Consider the following 25,898-nt stretch of genomic DNA (forward strand, 5'->3'; position numbering starts at 1 on the left):
CTCCTGTGTGCGTGCGATGCCGTCGGGTCAGCCGGCTACGCGTACGGCGAGGGCGTCGCCGATTTCTTCGGTGGTACGGGTGCTGGTGCCGCGTTCTGCCAGGTCGGCCGCGACGGCCTCCTCGATACGGGCGGCTTCGCCCTCGTATCCGAGGTGGCGCAGGAGCAGGGCGACCGAGAGCACGGTGGCGGACGGGTCGGCCTTGCCCTGGCCCGCGATGTCAGGGGCGGAGCCGTGGACGGGCTCGAACATCGAGGGGAAGTCGCCGCTCGGGTTGATGTTCCCGGAGGCGGCGACGCCGATGCCGCCGGAGACGGCAGCGGCGAGGTCGGTGATGATGTCGCCGAAGAGGTTGTCGGTGACGATCACGTCGAAGCGGCCGGGGTCGGTGACCAGGTAGATGGTCGCGGCGTCGACGTGGATGTAGTCGGTGGTGACGTCGGGGAAGTCCTTGGCCACCTCGTTGAAGACGTTGGTCCACAGGTGACCGGCGTACGCGAGCACGTTGTTCTTGTGCACGAGCGTGATCTTCTTGCGGGGGCGGGCCTGGGCGCGGGCGAAGGCGTCGCGCACCACGCGCTCGACACCGAAGGCCGTGTTGACCGAGACCTCGGTGGCGACCTCGTGCGGGGTGCCCTTGCGGATGGTGCCGCCGTTGCCGGTGTACGGGCCCTCGGTGCCCTCGCGGACGACCACGAAGTCGATCTCCGGCTGGCCCGCGAGGGGGGTGCCGACGCCCGGAAGCAGCTTGCTCGGGCGGAGGTTGACGTGGTGGTCGAAGGCGAACCGCAGCTTCAGGAGGAAGCCGCGCTCCAGGACGCCGCTCGGGACGCTCGGGTCGCCGATCGCGCCGAGCAGGATGGCGTCGTGCGCCTTCAGCTGTTCGAGGTCGGCGTCGGTGAGGGTCTCGCCGGTGGCGTGGTAGCGCTTGGCGCCGAAGTCGTACTCCTGCGTCTCGAGCTTCACGTCCTGCTCGAGCACGGCGCGGAGGACCTTGAGGCCCTGGGCTACGACCTCCTGGCCGATGCCGTCGCCGGGGATGACTGCGAGATTGATGCGTCGAGACATGGTTGTCACCGTACTCGTGGTCCCAGCTGTTGACATGGGGTGTCCAGCATTCGGACCTTCGGTCCGGGGCTGCTCCGCCGCTCCGCGGCGGTGGGAGTTTCGGGGGCTGACGCCCCCGAACCCCCATCTGTTCACCCGAGGGTCTGGCGGAAGTTGGAAGTTACTGGGAAGTTCTCCCGCATGAGTGAGACGCCCCGAGTGGGGATCCCCGAGCAGCTCGCCGCGCGGATGAGCATGGCCGAACAACACGAATACCTGCGCGAGCGGCACGCCCGGCCCAAGGTCAGCCGCCGCACCGCCCTCGCCGGCGGACTCGTCGCCGCCGGTGCCGCGGGCACGGCGGGTGCGCTGATCAGCGGGACCGCGAACGCCTCGCCCTCCCCCACCCTGGCCACCGACGCCGCGACCGCGAAGGTGGACGGCTCGCTCGTCGCCCCCTTCGGCCGCCATCTCGCCTTCGGCGCCGACCCGAAGACGCAGATGCGGGTCAGCTGGCAGGTCCCCTTCGCGGTGAAGAGCCCGTATCTGCGCGTGGGACTCACGCCGTGGGAGCTGAGCCGCAAGTTCGAGGCCGAGGTGCGCACGCTGCACACGCCCTCGCTCGGCCGGAAGCTCCCCGAGGTCGACCAGTACTACCTGCACGTCGCGCTCGACGGCCTCAAGCCCGGCACCACGTACTACTACGGCGTCGGCCACGCGGGCTTCGACCCGGGCGACCCGCACCGCCTCGGCACGCTCGGCACGTTCCGTACCGCCCCCGCCGCCCCCGAGAAGTTCGTCTTCACGGCCTTCGGCGACCAGGGCGTCAGCTACCACGCGCTCGCCAACGACCAGGTGATCCTGGGTCAGAACCCGTCGTTCCATCTGCACGCCGGCGACATCTGCTACGCCGACAGCAGCGGGCACGGCAAGGAGTCGGACACGTACGACGCGCGCGTGTGGGACACGTTCCTCGCGCAGACGGAGACGGTCGCGAAGTCCGTGCCGTGGATGGTGACGACCGGCAACCACGACATGGAGGCCTGGTACTCGCCGAACGGCTACGGCGGCCAGGCCGCACGCTGGTCGCTGCCGGAGAACGGCTTCGACCCGGAGAACTCCCCCGGCGTCTACTCGTTCGCGTACGGCAACGTCGGGGTCGTCGCGCTGGACGCCAACGACGTCTCGTACGAGATCCCGGCCAACAAGGGCTACAGCGACGGCAAGCAGACCGCGTGGCTCGACAAGCGGCTCGGTGAGATGCGGGCCCGCAAGGACATCGACTTCCTCGTGGTCTTCTTCCACCACTGCATGTACTCGACGTCCACGCACGCCTCGGACGGCGGGGTACGGGACGCGTGGCTGAGCCTCTTCACGAAGCACCAGGTCGACCTGGTGATCAACGGCCACAACCATGTGTACGAGCGGACCGATGCCATCAAGGGCGGCGAGGTGGGCAAGCCCGTCCCGATCGGGGAGACCACGGATCCGACGCGCGACGGCATCGTGTACGTGACGGCGGGCGGCGCGGGCAAGGACCTGTATGGCTTCCCCGTGGGCGTGAAGGACAGCTACGAGGGCGCGGTCGACGATCGCGAGTCGATCCTCAGCTTCCACTGGACGAAGCTGCGGCTGCCCGACCCGGACACGGTGGAGTGGTCGCGCGTGCGCTACACCGGCTTCTCGTTCCTCGCGGTGGAAGCGAGCGCGGGGGCGAGCCCGCGCCTCAAGGTCTCTGCGCTCGCCGAGAACGGCGAGCGCATCGACCACTTCGACATCGTGCGCAGCAAGTAGGAACGGCTTCAGGTGGTGCGGCCGGCCTCAGTGGCCGGCCGCGCCGCCGTTGTCCCTGCGGTCGAGGGCGCGCTGGAGGGCGGCGGCGGCATTCTTGCGCTCGGCTTCGGCGGTCCGCGAAACGTGGCGGACACGGCGGACGGCGACGGTCGTCTCGGACATGCTGACTCCTTGGGGCATGAGTGGAGTACGTGAAAATGAGGGGTTTACGAGACGCCGGAGGGGCGGGGAGCAAAGGCCCGCAGGGGTTGCCTGCATAGGGGCACGGCTCACGACCGCCGTTCGCTTGATCGAGCGATTCGTTCGGCTCCTACCAAGCTAGGACAGGTCAGCCGGTCTGTCTCCACAATTACTCGGACTTCCTAGTATCTGAGACGGCAGGCAAAATCCGCCCGGTTCACGTTTGGTTTCCAGGCGTACCGGAGCGGCTCGCACCGCCCGGGACCGCCGCGGCCCAAGTGCCTTGTACTCAGACGCATTTGAGTACCCGCACCGTGCCCGGGATCCCGCCCCGGCGGGACAGTCGGCGTATGAACGGCCTCTACGCTCTCAAGCCCTGGTACGCCGACCGGCTGGCCAGCGTCCGTGCCGCGCTGGTCCGGCGGGACGTCTCGCCGGACACGCTGACGTGGTGCGGCGTGCTGTGCGCCGGCCTCGCGGCAGCGGCGCTCGGGCTGCTGCCCGCGCCGTACGCGGCGCTCCCGGTCGCCGTGCTCCTCGCCGCCCGGCTCGCCTTCGCCAACCTGGACGGCGCGCTGGCCCGCGACACCGGCCGGTGCACCCGGCGCGGCGCGGTCCTCAACGAACTGGGCGACCGCCTCGCGGACCTGCTGATGCTCGCCGGTTTCCTCTTCGTGGCGCCTCCGTGGCCGGTCGCCGCCGCGGCCCTCGCGGCGACGCTGCCGTCCTGGGTCGCGCTCGCGGGGGCGGCGGCGGGTGCGCCCCGGCGCAACGGCGGGCCAGTCGGGAAGACCGAGCGGTGCGCGCTGGTCGTCCTCGCGGCCGCCACCGGCTGGTACGTGCCGGTGCTCGCGGTCATCGCCGCCGGGTCGGCCGTGACGGCGGGGGTGCGGCTGGTGTGGGTGTGGCGGAGGCTTGGGGACGCGGCCGAAGCCGGTGCGCCGCTTCCGGCCGACGCGGATGTCGCGCGCGACAAGGCTCGGGCGGGTTCCCGATGAGCGCCCTCTCCCGCGCCCTGCCCCTCGTCGCCGGCGTCCTCGGCGCGGCCGGGATCGCCGTCGCGGTGCTTCCGGCCCGGGTGCGGATGCGAGCCGAACTGCGCCGGCGGTGGCGTACGTGGGCGATCTCGGCGCCCCTGTTCCTCGGCGCGTTCGTGGCCGGGCGCGGCGGGGTCGCGGTGTTCGCGGCCGTCCTCGGGGTCGTGGCGGTCGCCGAGTACGGGCGGATGGCGCGGCTCACCCGGGCCGACCAGGCCGTGCTGATGCTGACCGCCGTCGCCCTGCCCGTCCTCGCGTGGCGCGCCCCGGACGCACCGCTGCCCCAACTCGCCCTCGGGCTCGGTCTGCTCACGCTGCTCCCGGCGCTTCTGTCGGGCGACGCGGTGGCCGGGTTCACGCGGGCCAGCCGTTCCCTGTTCGCGCTCGCGTGGATCCCGCTCGCCCTCACCACACTCGTCCTGCTCGGCGACACCGCCCTGGCCGTCGGCGTCGCCGTGGCCTTCGGGGACGTGGGCGCCTGGTGCGGCGGTATGGCGCTCGGCCGGCGGGGCCCGCTCGCGAAGGCCCTCTCGCCGCTCTCCCCCAACAAGACATGGGCCGGTGTCCTCGGCTGCGCGGCGGCGACGGCGGGCACACTCGCCGCGCTCGGCGCGTTCACCCCGCTCCTGTGGGCCGCGGTCCTCGTCGGCTGCGTCCTCGGCGACCTGCTCGAATCGATGGTCAAGCGCGAGGCGGGCGTGAAGGACGCGGGCAGCTGGCTGCCCGGCTTCGGCGGACTGCTCGACCGTATCGACTCCCTGCTCGTGGCCCTGCTCCTGACGGCAGGGGTGACGTTGCGATGAGCCCCGTGGCGCACTGCGCCCATCTGCCCACGCTCCCCCGGCGGCTCTCCGCCCGCCTGCGCAAGACCCTGTGGCGCGCGACGCTCACCGCGACCGGCGGGGTGCGGCGCGAGGGCCGGCTGCCGCGCGGCGGCTGTGTGGTGATCGCCAACCACACCTCGCACGCCGACACGGCCGCGCTGCTCGCCGCCCTCGACGCCCGCCATGCGCCCCGGATCGCCGCGGCCGCCGACTACTGGTTCGCGACCGCGTGGCGCCGCCGGATCTGCCGCCGGCTCGCGGCCGGGTTTCCCGTACGGCGCACGGGCGGCGGGCTCGGCGATCTGCTCGCCATGACCGAGGCGCTGCACCGGGGCCACGCGGTCGTCCTCTTCCCCGAGGGCACCCGCGGCCCGGACGGCGCACTCGGCCGCTTCCACCGCGGCGCACTGCTCCTGGCGCAGCACGCGCGGGTGCCGGTCGTCCCCGTGGCGCTGCTCGGTACGGGTCAACTGCTGCCGAAGCACGGCTCGTTGAGCCGTACGCGTCTGCGGGTACGCATCGGCGCACCGCTCGCCCCGACGGCGGGCCCGGCCGAGGCACGGGCCGCCGTGGAGGCGCTGCTCGCCGGCGAGATCAGGCCAGGGGACGCAGGAAGCGGCGCTCGTACCGTCTGATGCACTTGGTCCTGCGGGCCAGCTCGAAGGCCTCCTGGCACTCCGGGTCGGCCATGCTGTCGGTCCGGTAGCGCTCGTACGCGGCCAGGCTCGGGAAGGAGAACAGCGCGTACGCGATGTCGCTGTCGCTCTCACTGGGCAGGAAGTAGCCGTGATGGGATCCGCCGAAGCGGCTGACGAGGTCGACCCAGCGCCGCCCGTACTCCTCGAAGTCCGCGATCCGGTCCGGGTCGATCTCGTACCGCAGATGAATCGTGATCATGCGGTGATGATGCCCGCAACGGGGCCACGGGTCACCGCCCGTGCATCAACTGGGCAGTGAACGTCAGGCGACGCGGGTGCGCAGGGCTTCGAGGGCGGCAGGGTCGAGGCCCGCCGACAGCAAGTACCGTTCGGCGGTCAGGGACCGGGCGGCGACGAGCATGTCCGCGTAGGGCGTCGCGCCGTGCTCGGCGTACGCGGCGTCGATGAAGTCCTGGTGGCTCGGCTTGCCGGTGGCGGCTTCGAGGGCGGGCATGTTGGCCGCGCTGCGGACGTAGTCGGCGGCGATGTCCTCGGGCGAGGCGCCGAGCAGCGAGAGCAGGACGAGGGCGAGGTTGCCGGTGCGGTCGCGGCCGGCCGCGCAGTGGAAGACGACGCCGCCGGGTGCCGCCTGCGCCACGGCCGTCACCGCGGCGGCGACGCGGTGCGGGAAGCGTTCCATGAACGGGGCGTAGAACCGCGGGGTCCCCCAGCGCCAGTCCTCGGTCCACCGGGCCCAGAACGCGGTGTCCTCCTGCATGCCGTCCAACTCGACACGGACGGTGGTGATGCCGTCGGGGCGGAGCGCGGCGTCGGCCTGGTACTCGTCGGCCTCGCGGAGATCGAGCACGGTGCGTATCCCGTGGTCGTACGCGGCCGCCCAGCCCTTCGCGGTCAGCTTGTCGACTCCGTCGGCACGTACGAGCGCGCCGCGGGCGACGGAGCCCAGCCCGCCGAGGTCCCGTACGTTGTGGCAGCCGTCCCAGTGCAGATCGCGATCCATGGTGGTCGTCATGCCGGGCAAGATGCCAGACGGCCCGCGCGCGGTTGCGGGCGGGCCCCCGCCAAGGACGGGGCCACGGGTCAGACAAGCTGCGCCGCTCAGGCGTGGTCAGGTATGGGAGATCCCGGGCCGCAGGAGCGGCCACACGCTCCTTGTCGTCGAGGCGGATCCCGCTCTGTCGGTGTTCCCGCGCACGGCCGTCACCGTCCTGGTCGACACAACGGGAACAGCCCCTGACACCCTGCTGTCCGCAAAGATCACCTCGCCCGTCGCCGGGGACGTGATCGGAACACAGATCATGACGCTGACGGCCTCGGCCATCCAGAGCGGCAAGTACGTAGGCATCGTCAGCGGCGACGAGATGACGGCTGTGTCTCGCACCCTGCGCATCGCCCTGGACCTCACCGACTAGCGGCGGGAGCAACCGGAAAATGGAAACCGCCCCCGCCCGGCTGTGGGGTCCGGACGGAGGCGGGATCTGTGGGGGCGTCAGCCCTCGGGCTCGGGTCAGCCCATGTGCGGGTAGCGGTAGTCCGTCGGTGCGACCAGCGTCTCCTTGATGGCGCGGGTCAGCGTCCAGCGCATCAGGTTCTGCGGGGCGCCCGCCTTGTCGTTGGTGCCGGAGGCGCGGCCGCCGCCGAAGGGCTGCTGGCCGACGACGGCGCCGGTCGACTTGTCGTTGATGTAGAAGTTGCCCGCCGCGTAGCGGAGCTTCTCCATCGCGTCGGCCGCGGCGGCACGGTCACCGGCGATGATCGAGCCGGTCAGGGCGTACGCCGAGACGGACTCCATCTGGGCCAGCATCTCGTCGTACGCCTCGTCCTCGTAGACGTGGATCGCGAGGATCGGGCCGAAGTACTCGGTCGTGAAGACCTCGTTGGCCGGGTCCGAGCACTCGATGACGGTCGGGCGGACGAAGTAGCCCACCGAGTCGTCGTACGTGCCGCCCGCGACGATCGTGCAGGACGGGTCGGCGGCGGCGCGGTCGATCGCGGCCTTGTTCTTCGCGAACGCGCGGTCGTCGATGACGGCGCTCATGAAGTTGTCGAGGTCCGTGACGGGGCCCATGGTGATGCCGTCGACCTCGGCCGCGAACTCCTCCTTGAAGCCGGAGTTCCAGATGGAGGCCGGAACGTAGGCGCGCGAGGAGGCCGAGCACTTCTGGCCCTGGAACTCGAAGGAACCGCGGGTCAGGGCGGTCTTCAGGACCGCGCGGTCGGCGGAGGGGTGCGCGACGACGAAGTCCTTGCCGCCGGTCTCACCGACGATGCGCGGGTACGAGCGGTACTTCTCGATGTTGCTGCCGACCGTCTTCCACAGGTGCTGGAAGGTCTTGGTCGAGCCCGTGAAGTGGATGCCCGCGAGCATCGGGTGCTCAAGGGCCACGTCGGAGACGGCGAGGCCGTCACCGGTGACGAGGTTGATGACGCCCTTGGGGAGACCGGCCTCCTCCAGGAGCTGCATGAGCAGCACGGCGGCGTGGGTCTGCGTCGGGGACGGCTTCCAGACGACCACGTTGCCCATGAGGGCGGGGGCGGTCGGCAGGTTGCCCGCGATGGCCGTGAAGTTGAACGGCGTGATCGCGTAGACGAAGCCTTCGAGCGGGCGGTGGTCGAGGCGGTTCCAGACACCCGGGGAGTTCGCCGGCGGCTGCTCGGCGAGCAGGTCACGGGCGTACTTCACGTTGAAGCGCCAGAAGTCGACGAGCTCACAGGGGGTGTCGATCTCGGCCTGCTGGGCGGTCTTCGACTGGCCGAGCATGGTCGAGGCGGCGAGGGTCTCGCGCCACGGGCCGGCCAGGAGCTCGGCGGCGCGCAGGATGATCGCGGCGCGGTCGTCGAAGGACATCGCGCGCCAGGCCGGGGCGGCGGCGAGCGCGGCGTCGACCGCGTCCTGGGCGTCCTGCTGGGTGGCGTTGCGGTACGTGCCGAGCACGGACTTGTGGTCGTGCGGCTGCACGACCTGGAACGGCTCGCCGCCGCCCATCCGCTTCTCACCGTTGATCGTCATCGGGAGGTCGATGGGGTTCTCGGCCAGCTCCTTGAGCTTGGCCTCCAGGCGGGCGCGCTCGGGGGAGCCGGGAGCGTAGCCGTGCACCGGCTCGTTGACGGGAGTGGGGACCTGGGTCACAGCGTCCATGAGTCTCGTAACTCCTTTATGAGGGGTGGGGGTTGCGGGCCGGGCCCGGCTCAGCCCTTGGTGAGGATCGAGCGGGCGAAGAAGAGGAGGTTGGCCGGCTTCTCGGCGAGGCGGCGCATGAAGTAGCCGTACCAGTCGGTGCCGTACGCGGTGTAGACACGCATGCGGTGTCCCTCGGCCGCGAGGCGGTCCTGCTCCTCGCTGCGGATGCCGTAGAGCATCTGGAACTCGTAGTCGTCGAGCTTGCGGCCCGCGCGGCGGGCGAGCTCCTGGGTGATGGCGATGAGGCGGGGGTCGTGGGAGCCGATCATCGGGTACCCGTCGCCCTCCATCAGAATCTTCAGGACGCGGACGTACGCCTTGTCGATCTCGCCCTTGTCCTGGTACGCGACCTCGGCGGGCTCCTTGTAGGCGCCCTTGACGATACGGACGCGGGAGCCGGCGGCGGCGAGGCGGCGGGCGTCGTCCTCGGTGCGGAAGAGGTAGGCCTGGATGACACAGCCGGTCTGCGGGAAGTCCTTCCGCAGTTCCTCGTGGATGGCGAACATCGAGTCGAGGGTGGTGTGGTCCTCGGCGTCGAGGGTGACCGTGGTGCCGATGGCGGCGGCGGCCTCGACGACCGGGCGCACGTTGGAGAGCGCGAGCTCGTGGCCGCCCTCCAGCGCCTGGCCGAACATGCTGAGTTTCACGGACATCTCGGCCTTGGTGCCCAGGCCAAGGTCCTTCAGCCGCTCGACCAGCTCCAGGTACGCGTCGCGCGCGGCATGCGACTGCTCGACCGTGGTGATGTCCTCGCCCACGACGTCCAGGGTGACCTCAAGGCCCTTGGCCGCGGTCGCCTGGACGATCGGGATGACCTGGTCGACGCTCTCACCGGCGATGAAGCGGTCGACGACCTGCTTGGTGCCCGGGGCGGCGGAGACAAAACGACGCATCTTGTCGCTGCGCGACGCGGCGAGGATCACGGGACCCAGCACGGGGGCACCTCCATTTTTGCGGGGGGGGTCAGGGGTGCCGCACCAGGAAACGTCAACGATCCGGGAACGGCACGGAGAACCTCCGTGAAACTTAAGTTTCGCGCTGAATGGGGGCCATCTACAGGTGTCACGCATCCATGCCGTGGATCTCATACATCTGTACGAAGCCGTGTCTGCCCGCACAATGGACCCCGTGAAAGGCGACTACCAGGACCTGGTCGATGAGATCTCCACGCTCCTCGGCGCACCCGCCACCCTCGAGGACCGGGACTTCCGGCTGATCGCCTTCGGTGCGCACGACAGTGACGACGGCGTCGAGATGGACCCCGTACGGACCCGGTCGATCCTGACGCGGAAGTCGACCGCCGCCGTCCGCGCCTGGTTCGAGGGCTTCGGGATCGCCCGGGCCACCGAGCCCGTACGGATTCCCGCCGCCCCGGACGCGGGCGTGCTCACCGCCCGGATCTGCCTTCCCGTACGGCACCGCAACGTCGTGCACGGGTACGTCTGGCTGCTCGACACCGACCCGGGGCCGACCGCCGGGCAACTGACCGCCGCCATGGACGTCACCGAACGCATCGGCGTGCTGCTCGCGGACGAGGCGAGCGCCGGCGAGGACGTGGCGCGGGAGCTGCGGGCCGTCCTGACCAGCGGCCGGGGCTGGCAGCGGGACATGGCGGTCGCCGCGCTGCGGGCCGCCCTCGGACCCGGCGCCGACGACCTGCTCGCGGTCGTCTGCGTCACCCCCTGGCCGGGCACGGGCACCGGTGCCGCCCGGGTCCCCGGCACCGTGGCCGTCTGCTCGGTTCCGCCCGCCGCCGACGCGGACGAACCCCCGGCCTTCGCCGCCCTCGTCCGGGTCCGCGCGACGGACGCCCTGGACCCGGCCCGCACCGTAGCGACCCGCCTGCTCGCGTCGTCTCCCGCGGGCGCGGCCGCGGGCATCGGCGGTGTGCGGCGCGGGCTCGCCGAGCTGCCCGACGCCTGGCGCGAGGCGCGCGCCGCGGCCCGTACCGCGACCGCCCGCCACCTGTCCGAACCGGGCAAGCCGTCCCGTACGACCGGTGAACCCGCCATGGCGGAGTGGGCGGCGCTCGGGCCGTACCGGCTGCTGACCGCGCTGCCCGCGGGCGCCGCGCAGGACCCGGCCGTCACCGCCCTGCTGCGGCACCCCGAACTCGCCCACACCGCCGAGGTGTTCCTCGACCACGCGGGCCAGGCGGGCCGGACGGCCGCCGCGCTCGGCATCCACCGGCAGACCCTCTACTACCGGATCTCCCGCATCGAGCAGCTCACCGGCCTCGACCTGGACAACGGCGAGGACCGGCTGCTGCTCCACATGGCCCTCAAGGCAGCCCGCCTGCAGGGCAGTTGAGAGCAGCGGGCGTCACGGGGCGGAGTCCGCGACCTTGATCACGCGGCGCAGGCCCTCCGTGAGCTCCTGCGCGCTCGGCGCCGTGTCCGGCGCGAAGGAGTACTGCGCGATCAGCCCGGTCATCAGCGTCGTCAGGAACTTGCCCGTCGTCGCGACCTCGTCGTCGGAGACGGTCGGCTCCTCGACGCCCATCAGCATCGCGATGAAGCCGCGGCCGCCTTCGGCCTGCGCCTTCGCCAAGTAGTCCCGTACCGCGGGCATCTGGTCGCCCATCGCGATGATCTCGATGCTGAGCCGCCACACCGAGTCGGGCTCGCGCACCGTCGCGATGACGCCGGCCCAGACCTCCTCGAAGCGTTCGAGCGAGCCGGGCGGTGTCGTGAAGCCCGCGTCCGGGTCGCCGTCGAAGCCCTCGGACGCGTGCTCGACCAGCGCGATGTACGCCTCCGCGAGCAGTACGTCCTTCGAGCCGTAGTGGTAGCCGATGGACGCGAGGTTCGTCCCCGACTCCTTCACGATGTCGCGCGCGGTCGTGCGCACGAAGCCCTTGGCCAGCAGACAGCGCTTCGCGCCTTCGAGCAGATCCTCACGGTGTCCCATGCCGGACAGGGTACCCAGCACGCAGACGACCGTACAAGACGAACGTTTTACACAGTCGTACTAGACAACCGTTTAATACGTCCGTACAGTCACTGGCATGACGAACTCACCGAGCACCACTCAGCCGCACGGCCCGGCAGACGAGCGGGCAACCCGCAAGGAATGGACCGCACTTGGCGTGCTGATGCTGCCGCTGATGCTGGTCTCGATGGACGTCTCGGTCCTGTACTTCGCCATCCCCCAGATCACCGCCGACCTGGACCCGTCCGGCACCCAGCAGCTGTGGATGTTCGACATCTACGCGTTCGTCCTGGCCGGCCTGCTGATGACCATGGGCTCGATCGGCGACCGCATCGGGCGCCGCAAGCTGCTGCTCTTCGGCGCCACCGCCTTCGGCGCGGCCTCCGTCCTCGCGGCCTACGCACAGAGCGCCGAGATGCTGATCGCGGCCCGCGCGCTGCTCGGGATCGGCGGCGCGACCCTGATGCCGTCGACGATGGCCCTGGTCAGGAACATGTTCAAGAACGCCGGTGAACGGGCGAAGGCGATCGGCATCTGGCAGGCCGTGATGGTCTCGGGCATCGCGCTCGGCTCCGTGATGAGCGGTGTCCTCGTCGAGCACTTCTGGTGGGGCTCGGTCTTCCTGGTCAACCTGCCCGCGATGGCCATGCTGCTGATCCTCGCGCCGGTCCTGATCCCCGAGTTCAAGGACCCGGCCCCCGGGCGCTTCGACTGGCTCGGCGTGCCCCTGTCCATGGCCGCGGTCCTGCCGGTCGTCTACGGCCTGAAGGAGTTCGCGGCCGAGGGCTTCGAGATCGCGTACGTCGTGTGGGTGGCCGTCGGCCTCGTCTTCGCCGCCCTGTTCGTGCAGCGTCAGCGCACCTCGGCCTCGCCGATGATCTCGCCGGACCTGTTCCGCGGCCGCACCGGCTTCGGCTCGGCCGTCACGCTGAACCTGATCTCCTCGGTCGCGATGATGGGCTCGGCGTTCTTCACCACGCAGTACCTGCAGTCGGTGCTCGGCAAGTCCGCGATGGAGGCGGCCCTCTGGGCCCTGCTCCCCTCGGTGCTCATCGGTGGCGCGGCGCCGGTCGCGACGCTTCTGGTCCAGCGCGGCGTGAACCGCGCCACCATCGTGGGCACCGGCTTCGTCACCTCGGCCACCGGGTTCGCGCTGCTGCTCCTGGTGGACACGGACTCGCTGTGGACCGTGCTCCTCGCGGCGGGCGTCCTGGCCTGCGGCGCGGTCATCATCGGCGCGGTGCTCACCGACCTGGCGCTGGGCGCGGCCCCGGCCGAGAAGGCGGGCAGCGCGTCCTCGCTCCTGGAGACGGGCAACGAGTTCGGCGGCGCGATGGGCATGGCGCTGCTCGGCTCGATCGGCAACGCGGTCTACCACGCACAGGTCCCGTCCTCCGCCCCGGCCGAGGCCCGCGAGACCCTCGGCGGAGCGGTCGCCGTCGCCCAGTCCCTGCCCGGCAAGGCGGGCGACGCCCTCCTCGTGGCGGCCCGTGAGGCCTTCACGAACGGGATGCACGTGGCCGCGATGGTGGGCGTGAGCGTCCTCCTGGTGGCCGCGGCCACCGCGGTGGTGACCCTGCGGAAGGTGCGGGTGCGGGTCGAGGAGCCGGCCGCCGGGACCGTGGAGCACGACCTCGGCCACGTCCACGCCTGAGAGCCCGTTTCTGACCCCTTCGGAGATCGTTCGGAATCCGGAACAGCCCGTCCGATTCTCGCTCTTGACGCTCCCTCATCTGACGCCCCACCATGCGGATGCGCATCATGCACAGCTCCAGCGCCCCGCGGTCACACGGCCGCGGGGCGCCTCGTACGTTCCGTCCTGTCGTGCACGGATCGAATTCGGAGCCCCACATGAAACTCTCCGTTCCCGGTACCTCACGCACCCCCAGACGCCTGATGGCCTGCGCCGTCCTCGCCCTCGGCGGCCTGTTCGCCTCCCTGGCCCCGTCGGCGGCCGCGGCGCCCGCACCGGCGGCGCTCGCCGCCCCCGACATCCCGCTCGCCAACGTCAAGGCCCATCTGACCCAGCTGGGTTCCATAGCCTCGGCCAACGGCGGCAACCGCGCCCACGGCCGCCCCGGCTACAAGGCATCCCTCGACTACGTGAAGGCCAAGCTGGACGCGGCCGGATTCACCACCTCCGTACAGCAGTTCACGGCGAGCGGCGCCACCGGCTACAACCTGATCGCCGACTGGCCGGGCGGCGACCCGAACGCCGTCCTGATGGCCGGCGCCCATCTCGACGGCGTCAGCTCGGGCCCCGGCATCAACGACAACGGCTCCGGCTCGGCCGCCGTCCTGGAGACGGCACTCGCCGTCTCCCGCGCGCAGCTCCAGCCCACCAAGCATCTGCGGTTCGCCTGGTGGGGAGCCGAGGAGCTGGGCCTGCTCGGCTCACGGCACTACGTCAACAACCTGCCGTCCGCGGAACGTTCGAAGGTCAGCGGCTATCTGAACTTCGACATGATCGGCTCGCCCAACCCCGGCTACTTCGTCTACGACGACGACCCGGTCATCGAGCAGACCTTCAAGGACTATTTCGCGGGCCTCGGCGTACCGACCGAGATCGAGACCGAGGGCGACGGCCGCTCCGACCACGCCTCGTTCAAGAACGTCGGCATCCCCGTCGGCGGTCTGTTCACCGGCGCGAGCAACACCAAGTCCAGTGCCCAGGCCCAGAAGTGGGGCGGTACGGCCGGACAGGCCTTCGACCGCTGCTACCACTCGTCCTGCGACGGCACGGCCAACATCAACGACACGGCCCTGGACCGCAACAGCGACGCCATCGCCCACGCGATCTGGACCCTCGGCACCGAGCCGACCGTTCCGCCCGGCGACACCTACGAGAACACCACCGACGTCGCGATTCCCGACAACGGTGCGGCCGTCACCTCCACCGTCGCCGTCACCGGCCGTACGGGGAACGCTCCCGCGACCCTGAAGGCGGGTGTGGACATCACGCACACCTGGCGGGGTGACCTGGTCGTCGATCTGATCGCGCCGGACGGCACGGCGTACCGGCTGAAGAACTCCTCGGCCAACGACTCGGCGGACAACGTGGTGGCCACGTACACCGTGAACGCCTCCGCGGAGGCGGCGAACGGCGACTGGAAGCTGCGCGTCCAGGATGTGGCCACGTACGACACCGGCCGGATCAACGGCTGGAAGCTGACCTTCTGACCTCGGGCACTCCGACGCAGGTACGCAAAAGGGCCCGGGTCACCGTCTACGGTGACCCGGGCCCCTCCCCGTGAGAACTACTCCGCCAGGTTCACCGAGCGGGCCGACGTCGCGCCGATCTCGGCGGACAGCTCGGTCAGGACACCGGCCGGCACCGTGTCGTCCACGGTCAGGACGGCGAGGGCCTCGCCGCCTTCCTCGGCGCGCGAGACCTGCATGCCCGCGATGTTGAGACCCGCCTCGCCGAGCACCCGGCCGACGGTGCCGACGACACCGGGACGGTCCGCGTAGCGCAGCACGACCATGTGGTCCGCGAGGGCCAGCTCGATCTCGTGCTCGCCGATGCCGACGATCTTCTGGTGGTGCTTGGGACCGGCGAGCGTGCCGGAGACCGACACCTCGTCGCCGCCCGAGAGCGTGCCGCGCACGGTGACCACATTGCGGTGGTCCGGCGACTCGGAGCTCGTGGTCAGTCGCACCTCGACACCGCGCTCCTGCGCGAACAGCGGCGCGTTGACGTACGACACCGTCTCGTCCACGACGTCCTCGAACACGCCCTTGAGCGCGGAGAGTTCGAGCACCTTGACGTCGTGCTGCGTGATCTCACCGCAGACCTCGACATCGAGGCGGACCGCGACCTCACCGGCGAGCGCGGTGAAGATCCGGCCGAGCTTCTCGGCGAGCGGCAGACCCGGACGGACGTCCTCGGCGATGACGCCGCCCTGGACGTTCACCGCGTCCGGCACGAGCTCACCGGCGAGCGCGAGGCGCACCGACCTGGCGACGGCGATACCGGCCTTCTCCTGCGCCTCGTCCGTGGACGCGCCCAGGTGCGGGGTGCAGACGACCTGGTCGAGCTCGAACAGCGGGGAGTCGGTGCAGGGCTCCTTCGCGTACACGTCGAGACCGGCGCCGGCGACGCGGCCCTCCTTGAGCGCCGAGTACAGCGCGGCCTCGTCGACGATCCCGCCGCGCGCGGCGTTCACGATGCGCACGTGCGGCTGGACCTTGTGCAGCGCCTCGTCGCCGATGAGGCCGAGGGTCTCGGGGGTCTTGGGCAGGTGCACGGTGATGAAGTCGGCGACCTCGAGCAGCTCGTCGAGGGCCAGCAGCTTCACGCCCATCTGGGCGGCGCGCGCGGGCTGTACATACGGGTCGTAGGCGACGACCTTCATACCGAAGGCCGACATGCGCTGGGCGACCAGGACACCGATGCGGCCGAGGCCGACGACACCGAGGGTCTTCTCGCTGAGCTCGACGCCCGTGTACTTCGAGCGCTTCCACTCGCCGTTCTTCAGCGCGGTGTTGGCCTGCGGGATGTTGCGCGCGGTGGCGATCAGGAGGCCGCAGGCGAGCTCGGCTGCGGTGACGATGTTGGAGGTCGGCGCATTGACGACCATGACGCCGGCCTTGGTGGCGGCGGAGACGTCGACATTGTCGAGACCGACGCCGGCACGGGCGACGACCCGCAGCTTCTTGGCGGCGGCGATGGCCTCCGCGTCGACCTTCGTGGCGGAGCGGACGAGGATCGCGTCGACGTCGGCGATGGCGGGCAGGAGCTCGGCCCGGTCGGCGCCGTTGCAGTGGCGGATCTCGAAGTCCGGACCGAGCGCGTCGACGGTCGCGGGCGACAGCTCTTCAGCGATGAGTACGACAGGTTTGCCGGTGGCAGCAGTGCTCACGTGAGTCCTCACATGTTCCAGTGCAGACGGCCGTCCCGTGGCCGTAGGCGGTGGAGTGGCTTGCCGCGTGGAAGACGCACGACGCTGTGGGCCTGACGCGTATGTAGTTGAGCAGTGTAGTGGGGTCGAACGACCCCTTCTCCGCCGGAGCGGAAGGATCACCCGTACGAGATTGGCCAGAGTGTCCAGTGGTACGCGTGAGGGCCGGACCCTGAGGTCCGGCCCTCACGCCGTACGTCTTACTTCTCGGTGTCGACCCAGCTCATGAGCTTGCGCAGCTCCTTGCCGGTGGTCTCCAGGAGGTGGCTCTCGTCCTGCTTCTTGTACTCGTTGTACTTCGGCAGGCCGGCCTCGTACTCCTTCATCCAGTTGTTGGCGAAGGTGCCGTCCTGGATCTCGCCGAGGACCTTCTTCATCTCGGCCTTGGTCTGGTCCGTGATGATCCGCGGGCCGGTGACGTAGTCGCCCCACTCGGCGGTCTCGGAGATCGACCAGCGCATCTTCTCCAGGCCGCCCTCGTACATGAGGTCGACGATGAGCTTCAGCTCGTGCAGGCACTCGAAGTACGCGATCTCGGGCTGGTAGCCGGCCTCGACCAGCGTCTCGAAGCCCGCCTTGACCAGCGCGGAGGCGCCACCGCACAGGACGGCCTGCTCACCGAACAGGTCGGTCTCGGTCTCCTCGGTGAAGGTGGTCTTGATGACGCCGGCGCGGGTGCCGCCGATGCCCTTGGCGTACGACAGGGCGAGCGCGAAGGCGTTGCCCGAGGCGTCCTGCTCGACCGCCGCGATACACGGAACGCCGCGGCCCTCCTCGAACTGGCGGCGGACCAGGTGGCCCGGGCCCTTGGGGGCGACCATGCAGACGTCGACGCCGGCCGGGGGCTTGATGAAGTCGAAGCGGATGTTCAGGCCGTGGCCGAAGAACAGGGCGTCGCCGTCCTTGAGGTTGTCCTTGATGGACTCCTCGTAGACCTTGGCCTGGATCGGGTCCGGGACGAGGATCATGATGACGTCGGCCTCGGCGGCGGCCTCGGCGGGCGTGACCACACGCAGGCCCTCCTCCTCGGCCTTCGCCTTGGACTTGGAGCCCTCGTGCAGACCGACGCGGACGTCCACGCCCGAGTCACGCAGCGACAGCGCGTGGGCGTGGCCCTGGCTGCCGTATCCGATGACCGCGACCTTGCGGCCCTGGATGATGGACAGGTCGGCGTCGGAGTCGTAGAACAGCTCGGCCACTGGAAATCTCCTCGGTGTACTGGTGTTGCGTCCCACCGTACGGCGGGCGGGGGAAAGGGGTCTGACGGTCTTACGATGCGGTCCGCGGCCGGACCGCTGCGGGTCGCGGTGCTACGCGCTGCGGTCGAGCGCGCGCAGCGAGCGGTCCGTGATGGAGCGCGAGCCGCGGCCGATGGCGATGGTGCCGGACTGGACGAGCTCCTTGATGCCGAAGGGCTCCAGCATCTTGAGCATGGCCTCCAGCTTGTCGCTGGATCCGGTGGCCTCGACGGTGACCGCCTCGGGCGAGACGTCCACGGTCTTGGCGCGGAACAGCTGCACGATCTCGACGATCTGCGAGCGGGTCTCGTTGTCGGCGCGAACCTTCACCAGAACGAGTTCACGGGCGACGGCCTGGCCGGCCTCCAGCTCGACGATCTTCAGCACGTTGACGAGCTTGTTGAGCTGCTTGGTGACCTGTTCGAGCGGCAGGTCCTCGACGTTCACCACGATGGTGATGCGGGAGATGTCGGGGTGCTCGGTGACACCGACCGCGAGCGAGTCGATGTTGAAACCGCGCCGGGAGAACAGGGCGGCGATCCGGGCCAGGATGCCGGGCGTGTTCTCGACGAGAACGGAGAGCGTGTGCTTGGACATGGCGTCTGTCTTCCTATTCCGTCTCTCGGTTCTCAGTCGTCCGCGCCGTCGCCGAAGTCGGGGCGGACGCCCCGGGCGGCCATGACCTCGTCGTTGGAGGTGCCGGCGGCGACCATCGGCCACACCTGGGCGTCCTCGTGGACGATGAAGTCGATGACGACGGGACGGTCGTTGATCTCGTTCGCCTTCTGGATGACGGCGTCGAGCTCGGCGGGGTCCTCGCAGCGCAGGGCGACACAGCCCATGGCCTCGGACAGCTTCACGAAGTCCGGGACTCGGGTGCCCTTGCGCTCACCCGCACTGGCGCCGCGCTGGGAGCCGGTGTTCTCACCGGTGTCCTCGGCGTGCAGGACGGTGTTGGAGTAGCGGCCGTCGTAGAACAGGTTCTGCCACTGACGGACCATGCCGAGGGCGCCGTTGTTGATGATGGCGACCTTGATCGGGATGTTGTTCAGCGCGCAGGTGACCAGCTCCTGGTTGGTCATCTGGAAGCAGCCGTCGCCGTCGATCGCCCAGACCGTACGGTCCGGCCGGCCGGCCTTCGCGCCCATCGCGGCCGGGACCGCGTAGCCCATGGTTCCGGCGCCGCCGGAGTTGAGCCAGGTCGCGGGCTGCTCGTAGTCGATGAAGTGCGCGGCCCACATCTGGTGCTGGCCGACGCCCGCGGCGAAGATCGTGCCCTCCGGGGCGAGCCTGCCGATCCGCTCGATGACCTGCTGCGGGGCGAGCGAGCCGTCCTCGGGCTGGTCGTAGCTGAGCGGGTAGGTCTCGCGCCAGCGGTTCAGGTCCTCCCACCAGGCGCTGTAGTCGCCGGTGTTGCCGTCGGTGTACTCGGCCTGGATCGCCTGCACCAGGTCGGCGATGACCTCGCGGGCGTCGCCCACGATCGGCACGTCGGCCGTGCGGTTCTTGCCGATCTCGGCGGGGTCGATATCGGCGTGCACGACCTTCGCGTACGGGGCGAAGGAGTCCAGCTTGCCGGTGACGCGGTCGTCGAAGCGGGCGCCGAGGGCGACGATCAGGTCGGCCTTCTGCAGCGCGGTGACGGCGGTGACCGCACCGTGCATGCCCGGCATTCCCACGTGCAGCGGGTGGCTGTCGGGGAACGCGCCCAGGGCCATCAAGGTGGTGGTGACGGGCGCCTGGGTGAGTTCGGCGAGGACCTTCAGCTCGGCCGTGGCGTGCGCCTTGAGGACGCCGCCGCCGACGTAGAGGACCGGGCGCTTGGCCTGGGTGATCAGCTTCGCGGCCTCGCGGATCTGCTTGGCGTGCGGCTTGGTCACCGGGCGGTAGCCGGGCAGGTCGGTCTGCGGCGGCCAGCTGAAGGTGGTCTTCGCCTGGAGCGCGTCCTTGGCGATGTCGACGAGGACGGGGCCCGGGCGGCCGGTCGAGGCGATGTGGAAGGCCTCGGCGATCGTGTGCGGGATGTCCTCGGCGCGGGTGACGAGGAAGTTGTGCTTCGTGATCGGCATCGTGATGCCCACGATGTCGGCTTCCTGGAAGGCGTCGGTACCGATCGCCTTGGAGGAGACCTGGCCGGTGATGGCGACCAGCGGCACCGAGTCCATGTGCGCGTCGGCGATCGGGGTCACCAGGTTGGTGGCGCCCGGGCCCGACGTCGCCATGCAGACACCGACCTTGCCGGTGGCCTGCGCGTAACCCGTTGCGGCGTGGCCTGCGCCCTGCTCGTGGCGGACCAGGATGTGCCGGACCTTCGTGGAGTCCATCAGCGGGTCGTAGGCGGGCATGATCGCACCGCCGGGGATACCGAATACCGTCTCGGCCCCGACTTCCTCGAGCGAACGAATAAGGGACTGCGCGCCCGTCAGGTGCTCGACGGTGGCGGTCTGCTGCTGTCCAGAGGATCGGGGCCGCGGCTGCGGATGGGCCCCGGTGGCCTGCTCGGTCATCGGCGTCTCTTCTCGAAGCTGAGGGTGGTTATGCGGGGTTCTGACGCTGGGGGGTGATGCTTATGTGCCCTTATGGGCGGTGCCTGTGCAACAAAAAACCCCTCGTGCCCGGAGGCAAGCGAGGGGAGCGCGTCGGGTGCGTTCGCTGAGCGGTCTAGGTTCGTTCCTAGCGGCTCAGCTTCAGCCGACGCGCTTTCCAAGTACGAGAATTCGGGTGCGCATGGCACTGACCCTCCCTCCAGCGCCCAGGGACTGTCAAGTGGGTGGGACAGCCGTCTCATTATGTGAGCGGACAACCGTCCCCCCTGCGAACACAGGCTCGATCGGTCCGCGCGGCAGCGGGTAGTGGCCGGCGGTCAGCGCCCGCCGCAGCCGGTACTCGTCGAGCGGCCCGGAGAAGGCCATGCCCTGTGCGTGCGTACAGCCCATCGCGCGCAGCGCCACCACCTGCTCCGGAAGATCGACGCCCTCCGCGACGGACTGCAGCCCGAGATCCCCGGCGATCTTCAGCAGACCGCTGGTGATCTTGTGCAGGCGGGCGGACTCGACCACGCCCTCGACGAGCGAGCGGTCGAGTTTCAGTACGTCGACGGGGAGGCGGCGCAGTGCGGTGATGGCCGCGAAGCCGTTGCCGAAGCCGTCCAGGGCGATCCGGACGCCGAGCCGGTGCAGGGCCGTGAGACGGCGCTCCAGCTCGTCCAGCGGGATGCGTGGGTCGTGGTCGGCGAGCTCGATGATCAGGGCGCCCGACGGGAGCCCGTGGCGGGTCAGGAGCGCTTCCACGGTGCCGAGGGGCACCGAGCGGTCCAGGATGCGGGCCGCGCTGATGCGTACGGACACGGGGACCGCATGGCCGGAGGCACCGCGCTCGGCAGCTTGCTCGACGGCCTCCTCAAGGAGCCAGCGGCCGAGCTCGGCGGTGCGGTCGTTGTCCTCGGAGACCCGCAGGAACTCGGCCGGTGTGAACAGGATGCCCTGGGCGCTGCGCCAGCGCGCCTGGGCGGCGACCGCGGTGATCCGCCCGCTGTCGAGCCGTACGACGGGCTGGTGGAGCAGCGCGAACTCGCCCTCGTGCAGGGCCGATCGAAGCCGGGTGGCAAGCTCCGCCTTCCGTACGACCTCGGCCTTCATCTGGGGCGCGAACATCACCACGCGGCCCTTTCCGGCAGCCTTCGCGCGGTACATCGCCAGGTCCGCGTTGCGCAGCAGATCGCCCGCGGAGATGCCCGGCTCGGCGAAGGCGACACCGATGGAGGCGGCGACGCGGACCCCGCTGCCGTCCACCTCGTAGGGCTGCGAGAGCGTGAGGCGCAGGCGGTCGGCGAGCTCCTGGATGTGGCGCTCGCGGGCGGCGGTGTCGCGGGTGCCGTCGCCGACGATCAGGGCCGCGAACTCGTCGCCGCCGAGGCGGGCCGCGGTGTCGCTCTGGCGGACGGAGTCGGCGAGGCGGCGGGCGGCCTGGACGAGCAGGTCGTCGCCCGCCTGGTGGCCGAGCCGGTCGTTGACCGCCTTGAAGCCGTCGAGGTCGATGAAGAGCACCGCGGTGCCCCGGTCGGTGGCGCGGCGGCCGTGCAGGGCCTGTCCGACGCGCTTGGTGAACAGTGCGCGGTTGGGCAGGTCGGTGAGCGGGTCGTGCTCCGCGTTGTGCTGCAACTGGGCCTGCAGGCGCACCCGTTCGGTGACGTCACGGCTGTTGAAGAGCAGGCCGCCGCCTTGGTGGCGGTTGACGGTGGACTCGACGTTCAGCCAGTCCCCCGTGCCGGATTTGAAGCGGCATTCGATGCGGGTGGTGGGTTCTTCGAGCGGTCCCGCGGTCAGGAAGCGGCGGATCTCGTGGGCCACGCGGCCGAGGTCCTCGGGGTGGATCAGATCGGCCAGCTCGGAGCCCTTGAGCTCCTCGGCGTTGCGTCCCCAGACGCCGGAGGCGGCCGGGCTGACGTAGTGCAGTATCCCGCTGGGCGCGGCGATCATGATGACGTCGCTCGAGCCCTGGACCAGGGACCGGAAGTGGTTCTCCTTCTGGGCCAGCTCCTGAGTGAGCGTGATGTTGTCGACGAGCATGATCGCCTGCCGTACGACCAGGGCGAGGACCACGGTGCAGGCCGTGAAGAGGACGACGCGGTCGACGCTGCGGCCGTTGAGCGTGTTGTAAAGGATCCCCAACGTGCAGACAGCGGCGGCCAGATAGGGCGTCAGCGCGGAGAGCGAGCCGAGCCGGCCGCGTGTCACCCGCCGCGCCACGCGGGGATGCTCGACCGCGGGCCCGCGGGTCGACACCCACGGCGCGTACGCGAGGAGGAGCGAGCCGGCGAACCAGCCCGCGTCGAGCAGCTCGCCCGAGCGGTAGGTGGCCCGCAGGAGCGGCGAGGTGAACAGCGCGTCGCACAGGACGGTGAGCGCGAGGGCGGCGATCGCCGTGTTGATCGCCGAGCGGTTGGCCGACGAGCGGCGGAAGTGCAGGGCGAGGACCATGCTCACGAGGACGATGTCCAGCAGCGGATAGGCGAGGTCGAGCGCCGCGTGCGGGACGCTGCCGCCGGCCGGCTGCGAGTTGTGCGCGAGGGCCAGGCTCCAGGAGAGGGTGAGCAGCGAGCCGCCGATCAGCCAGGCGTCGAGGCCGAGGCAGACCCAGCCGGCCCGTGAGACGGGCCGCTTGGCGAGCACGAGCAGGCCGACGATGGCGGGCGGCGCGAAGCAGAGGAAGAACAGGTCGGCAATGCTGGGGCTCGGCACCTCCACGCCGAGCACCACCTCGTACCAGCCCCAGATCGCGTTGCCGCAGGCGGCCATCGCGGAGGAGAGGGCGAACAGGAGCCAGGCGGGTCGAAAACGGCTCTCGTGACCGCGTCCGTAGAGGAAGCAGGAGACGGCCGCGGTGGCCGCGGCGACACTGAGCCCGAAGTCGCCCATGATCAAGGCGAGTTGCTGGGAGCCCCAGCCGAGGGCCGAGCCGATCGCATAGCCCGCGCAGACCAGCGCGAGGGTCAGCTGGGACACCAGCCCCGCCTTGCCGCCCACAGGTGCGGCAGTGCGGACCATCAGCGCCCCCGGGGTGCTCACCGCGCCGCCCGGACCGGCCTCGTCGGCCACGGTGCCCGTCGGCTCGCGGACGGCCGGCCGCTCAGCGGTCTGCCGCCGGTCGGCGCATGCGAGGGCCGCCGCCGGCGGTCCTGCCGCGTCGGAATGATCGTCCATAGGCCGTGCATCGCCCGTCGCCCCCCTCGCATTTCGGTGCCTTGCGTGTGTCCCCGGCGTATCCCGGTGCACCCGGTCCCTTCCCGGCGCCGAACAGTGCACGGCGCCGCCCCAATCGGGACGATACACCAGTCTCGTCACTCAGGGACATACTTCCTCTACTCTCCGTGACGACGAGAGGCCTTGCAGGAGCCTGGAGTTGGGGAAATGTTGCAGAGCGTACGGAAGTGGGGGCGCTCCGTACATCTGGTGTGCAGTGTGTCCGAACTTCGGTCGCTGTGTGGGGTGTTCGATTGACTTGGGGTGTGCGGTGCGTGTGCCTCGGGGAGCGGGGTGCGTGCTCGCTACTCGGTGGTGAGGACGACGTTGGCAAGGGGTTCGCCGGCCGCGAAGCGGGTGAGCTGGCTCGCGAGGAGGCGCTTGGCGCGCGGCTCGAACGCCGAGGTGGAGCCGCCGACATGAGGGCTGATGAGCAGGCCCGGCGCATGCCACAGCGGGTGTCCCGCGGGCAGCGGTTCGGGGTCGGTGACGTCGACGGCGGCGCGGATACGGCCCGCCTCCAGCTCCGCGAGCAGGGCCTTCGTGGCGACGACGGGGCCGCGCGCGACGTTCACCAGCAGGGCGCCGTCCTTCATCCTCGCAAGGAACTCGGCGTCGGCCAGGTGGCGGGTGGCGTCCGTGAGGGGCGTGGACAGGATCACGACGTCGGCTTCGGGGAGCAGTGCGGGCAGTTCGCCGAGCGGATGCACGGGGCCGCGCTCCGTGGTGCGGGCGGAGCGCGCGACGCGCGCCACCCGCGCGCATTCGAACGGAGCGAGCCGGTCCTCGATCGCGGCGCCGATCGATCCGTAGCCGACGATGAGGACGGACTTGTCGGCGAGCGCGGGGTAGAAACCGGAGCGCCACTCCTCCTGCCGCTGCCCCTCCACGAATCCGGGGATGCCGCGCAGTGAGGCGAGGATGAGGGCGAGGGTCAGCTCGGCGGTCGAGGCCTCGTGCACGCCCTTCGCGTTGCAGAGCCGCACGCCCGGCCGCAGCGCGTGCAGGCCGCCCTGCACATGGTCGACGCCTGCCGAGAGCGTCTGCACGGCCTGCACCGACCGCATGTGCGGCAGGGGGCGTACGGCGATCTCGGGGCCCTTCATATAGGGGACGACATAGAAGGCGCAGTCGGCCGGATCGGCCGGGAACTCCGCCGCACCGTCCCAGAAGTGATAGCCGAGCCCGCCGGGCAGGCCTTCGATCTCGTCCGCGGGAAAGGGGAGCCAAACGTCTGTGGTCATGGTCAGGAGGCTAAACCGCGCAGGGCTGGGCGGAGGGTTCGGGAGGTGAGGGGTTACTTTGGGGCGCGGCTGTTGAAGGGGAGGCACAGGCACGTGGAGCGCAGGACGGTCGGCGCGGCGGCACTCGAAGTGGGCGCGATCGGCCTCGGCTGTATGCCGATGAGCTGGGCGTACACCGCTTCCCGGCAGTACGGCGAGGAGTCGCTGCGGGCCGTGCACACCGCGCTCGACGCGGGGGTGTCGCTGCTCGACACGGCGGACATGTACGGGCCGTTCACCAACGAGCTGCTGCTCGGGCGGGTGTTGAAGGAGCGGCGGGCCGACGCTTTCGTCTCGACGAAGGTCGGGCTGCTCGTGGGCGAGCAGCACATCGTGGCCAACGGGCGTCCCTCGTATGTGAAACGGGCCTGCGACGCGTCGTTGCGGCGGCTCGGCACGGACGTGATCGATCTCTACCAGCTACATCGCGCGGACCCCGAGGTGCCGGTCGAGGAGACCTGGGGCGCGATGGCGGAGCTGGTCGGCGCGGGGAAGGTGCGGGCGCTCGGGCTGTGCGCGGTGGGGGCGCGGGCCGGGCGGCGGCCCGGGGCGCGGCTGCACGACGCGACGGTCCGTCAACTGGAGCGTGTGCAGCAGGTGTTCCCGGTGAGCGCGGTCGAGGCCGAGCTCTCCGTGTGGTCGCCGGAGGCGCTCGACGCGCTGCTGCCGTGGTGTGCGGCACGCGGGGTGGGCTTCCTGGCCGCGATGCCGCTGGGCAACGGGTTCCTGACGGGGACGCTGACGCCGGGCTCGGGCTTCGAGCCGGATGACGTACGGGCGCGGCACCCGCGGTTCACCGCCGAGATGATGGCCGCGAACCAGCCGATCGTCGCGGGCCTGCGCCGTATCGCCGAGCGCCACGAGGCCACTCCCGCCCAGGTCGCGCTGGCGTGGGTGCTCACGCGGGGCACCTCGGTGATCCCAGTGCCGGGTACGAAGCGTGCCGAGTGGGCGGCGGAGAACGCGGGGGCGGCCGGGGTGCGGCTCGGGGAGGCGGATCTGCGGGAGATCGCGGAGCTGCCGGCCGGGGTCGGGTCCTGGGAGTAGGGGTCGGGTCCTGGGAGTAGGCGTGGGCCGCCGGC

21 protein-coding genes and 1 pseudogene are annotated in these 25,898 nt (G+C 70.6%); 9 read left to right on the forward strand and 13 right to left on the reverse strand.

Going from position 1 to position 25,898, the window contains the following annotated elements; all coding sequences use genetic code 11:
- Positions 1-27: 27 nt before the first annotated feature.
- Entirely contained in the window at positions 28-1,068 is a 1,041-nt protein-coding gene (locus ACIBI4_RS28370) for a 3-isopropylmalate dehydrogenase (protein ID WP_399206946.1), read from the reverse strand.
- 180 nt (positions 1,069-1,248) lie between these two features.
- Here ACIBI4_RS28370 and ACIBI4_RS28375 point away from each other — a divergent pair, with 180 nt between their 5' ends.
- Complete coding sequence (locus tag ACIBI4_RS28375) at positions 1,249-2,841, forward strand: purple acid phosphatase family protein (RefSeq protein ID WP_399206947.1); 1,593 nt, start codon at positions 1,249-1,251, stop codon at positions 2,839-2,841.
- A gap of 27 nt (positions 2,842-2,868) precedes the next feature.
- On the opposite strand, the gene ACIBI4_RS28380 is transcribed toward ACIBI4_RS28375, so the two are convergent.
- The gene (locus tag ACIBI4_RS28380) at positions 2,869-3,003 is read right to left on the reverse strand and encodes a hypothetical protein (protein WP_399206948.1); all 135 of its coding nucleotides are present in this window, start codon (positions 3,001-3,003) and stop codon (positions 2,869-2,871) included.
- 368 nt (positions 3,004-3,371) lie between these two features.
- Between ACIBI4_RS28380 and ACIBI4_RS28385 the strand changes: the two genes are divergently transcribed.
- From ACIBI4_RS28385 to ACIBI4_RS28395, 3 genes and pseudogenes are all read left to right on the forward strand, one after another.
- On the forward strand, positions 3,372-4,019 hold the full coding sequence (locus tag ACIBI4_RS28385; RefSeq protein ID WP_399206949.1) for a CDP-alcohol phosphatidyltransferase family protein: 648 nt from the start codon (positions 3,372-3,374) through the stop codon (positions 4,017-4,019).
- Positions 4,016-4,861 carry a phosphatidate cytidylyltransferase gene (locus ACIBI4_RS28390; RefSeq protein WP_399206950.1) on the forward strand — a complete coding sequence of 282 codons (846 nt, stop codon included), beginning with the start codon at positions 4,016-4,018 and terminating at the stop codon, positions 4,859-4,861. The genes ACIBI4_RS28385 and ACIBI4_RS28390 overlap by 4 nt, the downstream gene beginning before the upstream one ends.
- Positions 4,858-5,469, forward strand: a pseudogene (locus ACIBI4_RS28395) (lysophospholipid acyltransferase family protein); the annotation flags it as partial. The gene ACIBI4_RS28390 and the pseudogene ACIBI4_RS28395, both read left to right, overlap by 4 nt.
- 7 nt (positions 5,470-5,476) lie before the next feature.
- On the opposite strand, the gene ACIBI4_RS28400 reads toward ACIBI4_RS28395, so the two are convergent.
- Both ACIBI4_RS28400 and ACIBI4_RS28405 read right to left on the reverse strand, forming a co-directional pair.
- Positions 5,477-5,779 carry an NIPSNAP family protein gene (locus ACIBI4_RS28400; protein ID WP_399206951.1) on the reverse strand — a complete coding sequence of 101 codons (303 nt, stop codon included), beginning with the start codon at positions 5,777-5,779 and terminating at the stop codon, positions 5,477-5,479.
- A 63-nt stretch (positions 5,780-5,842) separates the two neighbouring features.
- Entirely contained in the window at positions 5,843-6,553 is a 711-nt protein-coding gene (locus ACIBI4_RS28405) for a tyrosine-protein phosphatase (protein ID WP_399206952.1), read from the reverse strand.
- Positions 6,554-6,722: 169 nt separating this feature from the next.
- On the opposite strand from ACIBI4_RS28405, the gene ACIBI4_RS28410 reads away from it, so the two are divergent.
- Positions 6,723-6,953, forward strand: a complete 231-nt coding sequence (locus tag ACIBI4_RS28410) for a hypothetical protein (RefSeq protein ID WP_399206953.1) — start codon at positions 6,723-6,725, stop codon at positions 6,951-6,953.
- A 95-nt stretch (positions 6,954-7,048) separates the two neighbouring features.
- Here ACIBI4_RS28410 and pruA read toward each other — a convergent pair whose 3' ends face one another.
- Together pruA and ACIBI4_RS28420 are read right to left on the reverse strand one after the other, a co-directional pair.
- Positions 7,049-8,680 carry an L-glutamate gamma-semialdehyde dehydrogenase gene (pruA, locus tag ACIBI4_RS28415; protein ID WP_399206954.1) on the reverse strand — a complete coding sequence of 544 codons (1,632 nt, stop codon included), beginning with the start codon at positions 8,678-8,680 and terminating at the stop codon, positions 7,049-7,051.
- Between the two features lie 50 nt (positions 8,681-8,730).
- Positions 8,731-9,657 (reverse strand): proline dehydrogenase family protein, encoded by a 927-nt coding sequence (locus tag ACIBI4_RS28420; RefSeq protein WP_399206955.1) that lies wholly within the window; start codon positions 9,655-9,657, stop codon positions 8,731-8,733.
- Positions 9,658-9,850: 193 nt separating this feature from the next.
- On the opposite strand from ACIBI4_RS28420, the gene ACIBI4_RS28425 reads away from it, so the two are divergent.
- A complete protein-coding gene (locus ACIBI4_RS28425) occupies positions 9,851-11,032 on the forward strand; it encodes a PucR family transcriptional regulator (RefSeq protein ID WP_399206956.1) in 1,182 nt (393 codons plus the stop codon).
- Between the two features lie 12 nt (positions 11,033-11,044).
- On the opposite strand, the gene ACIBI4_RS28430 is transcribed toward ACIBI4_RS28425, so the two are convergent.
- Complete coding sequence (locus ACIBI4_RS28430; protein WP_399206957.1) at positions 11,045-11,632, reverse strand: TetR/AcrR family transcriptional regulator; 588 nt, start codon at positions 11,630-11,632, stop codon at positions 11,045-11,047.
- A 97-nt stretch (positions 11,633-11,729) separates the two neighbouring features.
- Between ACIBI4_RS28430 and ACIBI4_RS28435 the strand changes: the two genes are divergently transcribed.
- Complete coding sequence (locus ACIBI4_RS28435) at positions 11,730-13,307, forward strand: MFS transporter (protein ID WP_399206958.1); 1,578 nt, start codon at positions 11,730-11,732, stop codon at positions 13,305-13,307.
- A 242-nt stretch (positions 13,308-13,549) separates the two neighbouring features.
- The gene (locus ACIBI4_RS28440) at positions 13,550-14,833 is read left to right on the forward strand and encodes a M28 family metallopeptidase (RefSeq protein ID WP_399207140.1); all 1,284 of its coding nucleotides are present in this window, start codon (positions 13,550-13,552) and stop codon (positions 14,831-14,833) included.
- A 77-nt stretch (positions 14,834-14,910) separates the two neighbouring features.
- Here ACIBI4_RS28440 and serA read toward each other — a convergent pair whose 3' ends face one another.
- From serA to ACIBI4_RS28470, 6 genes are all read right to left on the reverse strand, one after another.
- Positions 14,911-16,515 (reverse strand): phosphoglycerate dehydrogenase, encoded by a 1,605-nt coding sequence (gene serA / locus ACIBI4_RS28445; protein ID WP_399206959.1) that lies wholly within the window; start codon positions 16,513-16,515, stop codon positions 14,911-14,913.
- A gap of 239 nt (positions 16,516-16,754) precedes the next feature.
- Entirely contained in the window at positions 16,755-17,753 is a 999-nt protein-coding gene (gene ilvC / locus ACIBI4_RS28450; RefSeq protein ID WP_399206960.1) for a ketol-acid reductoisomerase, read from the reverse strand.
- Positions 17,754-17,864: 111 nt separating this feature from the next.
- Positions 17,865-18,389: an acetolactate synthase small subunit gene (gene ilvN / locus ACIBI4_RS28455; protein ID WP_399206961.1), complete on the reverse strand. Its 525-nt coding sequence runs from the start codon at positions 18,387-18,389 to the stop codon at positions 17,865-17,867.
- Between the two features lie 32 nt (positions 18,390-18,421).
- On the reverse strand, positions 18,422-20,299 hold the full coding sequence (locus ACIBI4_RS28460; RefSeq protein WP_399206962.1) for an acetolactate synthase large subunit: 1,878 nt from the start codon (positions 20,297-20,299) through the stop codon (positions 18,422-18,424).
- 255 nt (positions 20,300-20,554) lie between these two features.
- On the reverse strand, positions 20,555-23,338 hold the full coding sequence (locus tag ACIBI4_RS28465; RefSeq protein WP_399207141.1) for a putative bifunctional diguanylate cyclase/phosphodiesterase: 2,784 nt from the start codon (positions 23,336-23,338) through the stop codon (positions 20,555-20,557).
- 500 nt (positions 23,339-23,838) lie between these two features.
- On the reverse strand, positions 23,839-24,777 hold the full coding sequence (locus ACIBI4_RS28470; RefSeq protein ID WP_399206963.1) for a 2-hydroxyacid dehydrogenase: 939 nt from the start codon (positions 24,775-24,777) through the stop codon (positions 23,839-23,841).
- Positions 24,778-24,870: 93 nt separating this feature from the next.
- Here ACIBI4_RS28470 and ACIBI4_RS28475 point away from each other — a divergent pair, with 93 nt between their 5' ends.
- Positions 24,871-25,863: an aldo/keto reductase gene (locus ACIBI4_RS28475; protein ID WP_399206966.1), complete on the forward strand. Its 993-nt coding sequence runs from the start codon at positions 24,871-24,873 to the stop codon at positions 25,861-25,863.
- The last annotated feature ends 35 nt before the right edge of the window (positions 25,864-25,898 follow it).

Origin of the sequence: Streptomyces sp. NPDC050418, from assembly GCF_044458745.1 — a bacterium.
GTDB lineage: Bacteria > Actinomycetota > Actinomycetes > Streptomycetales > Streptomycetaceae > Streptomyces.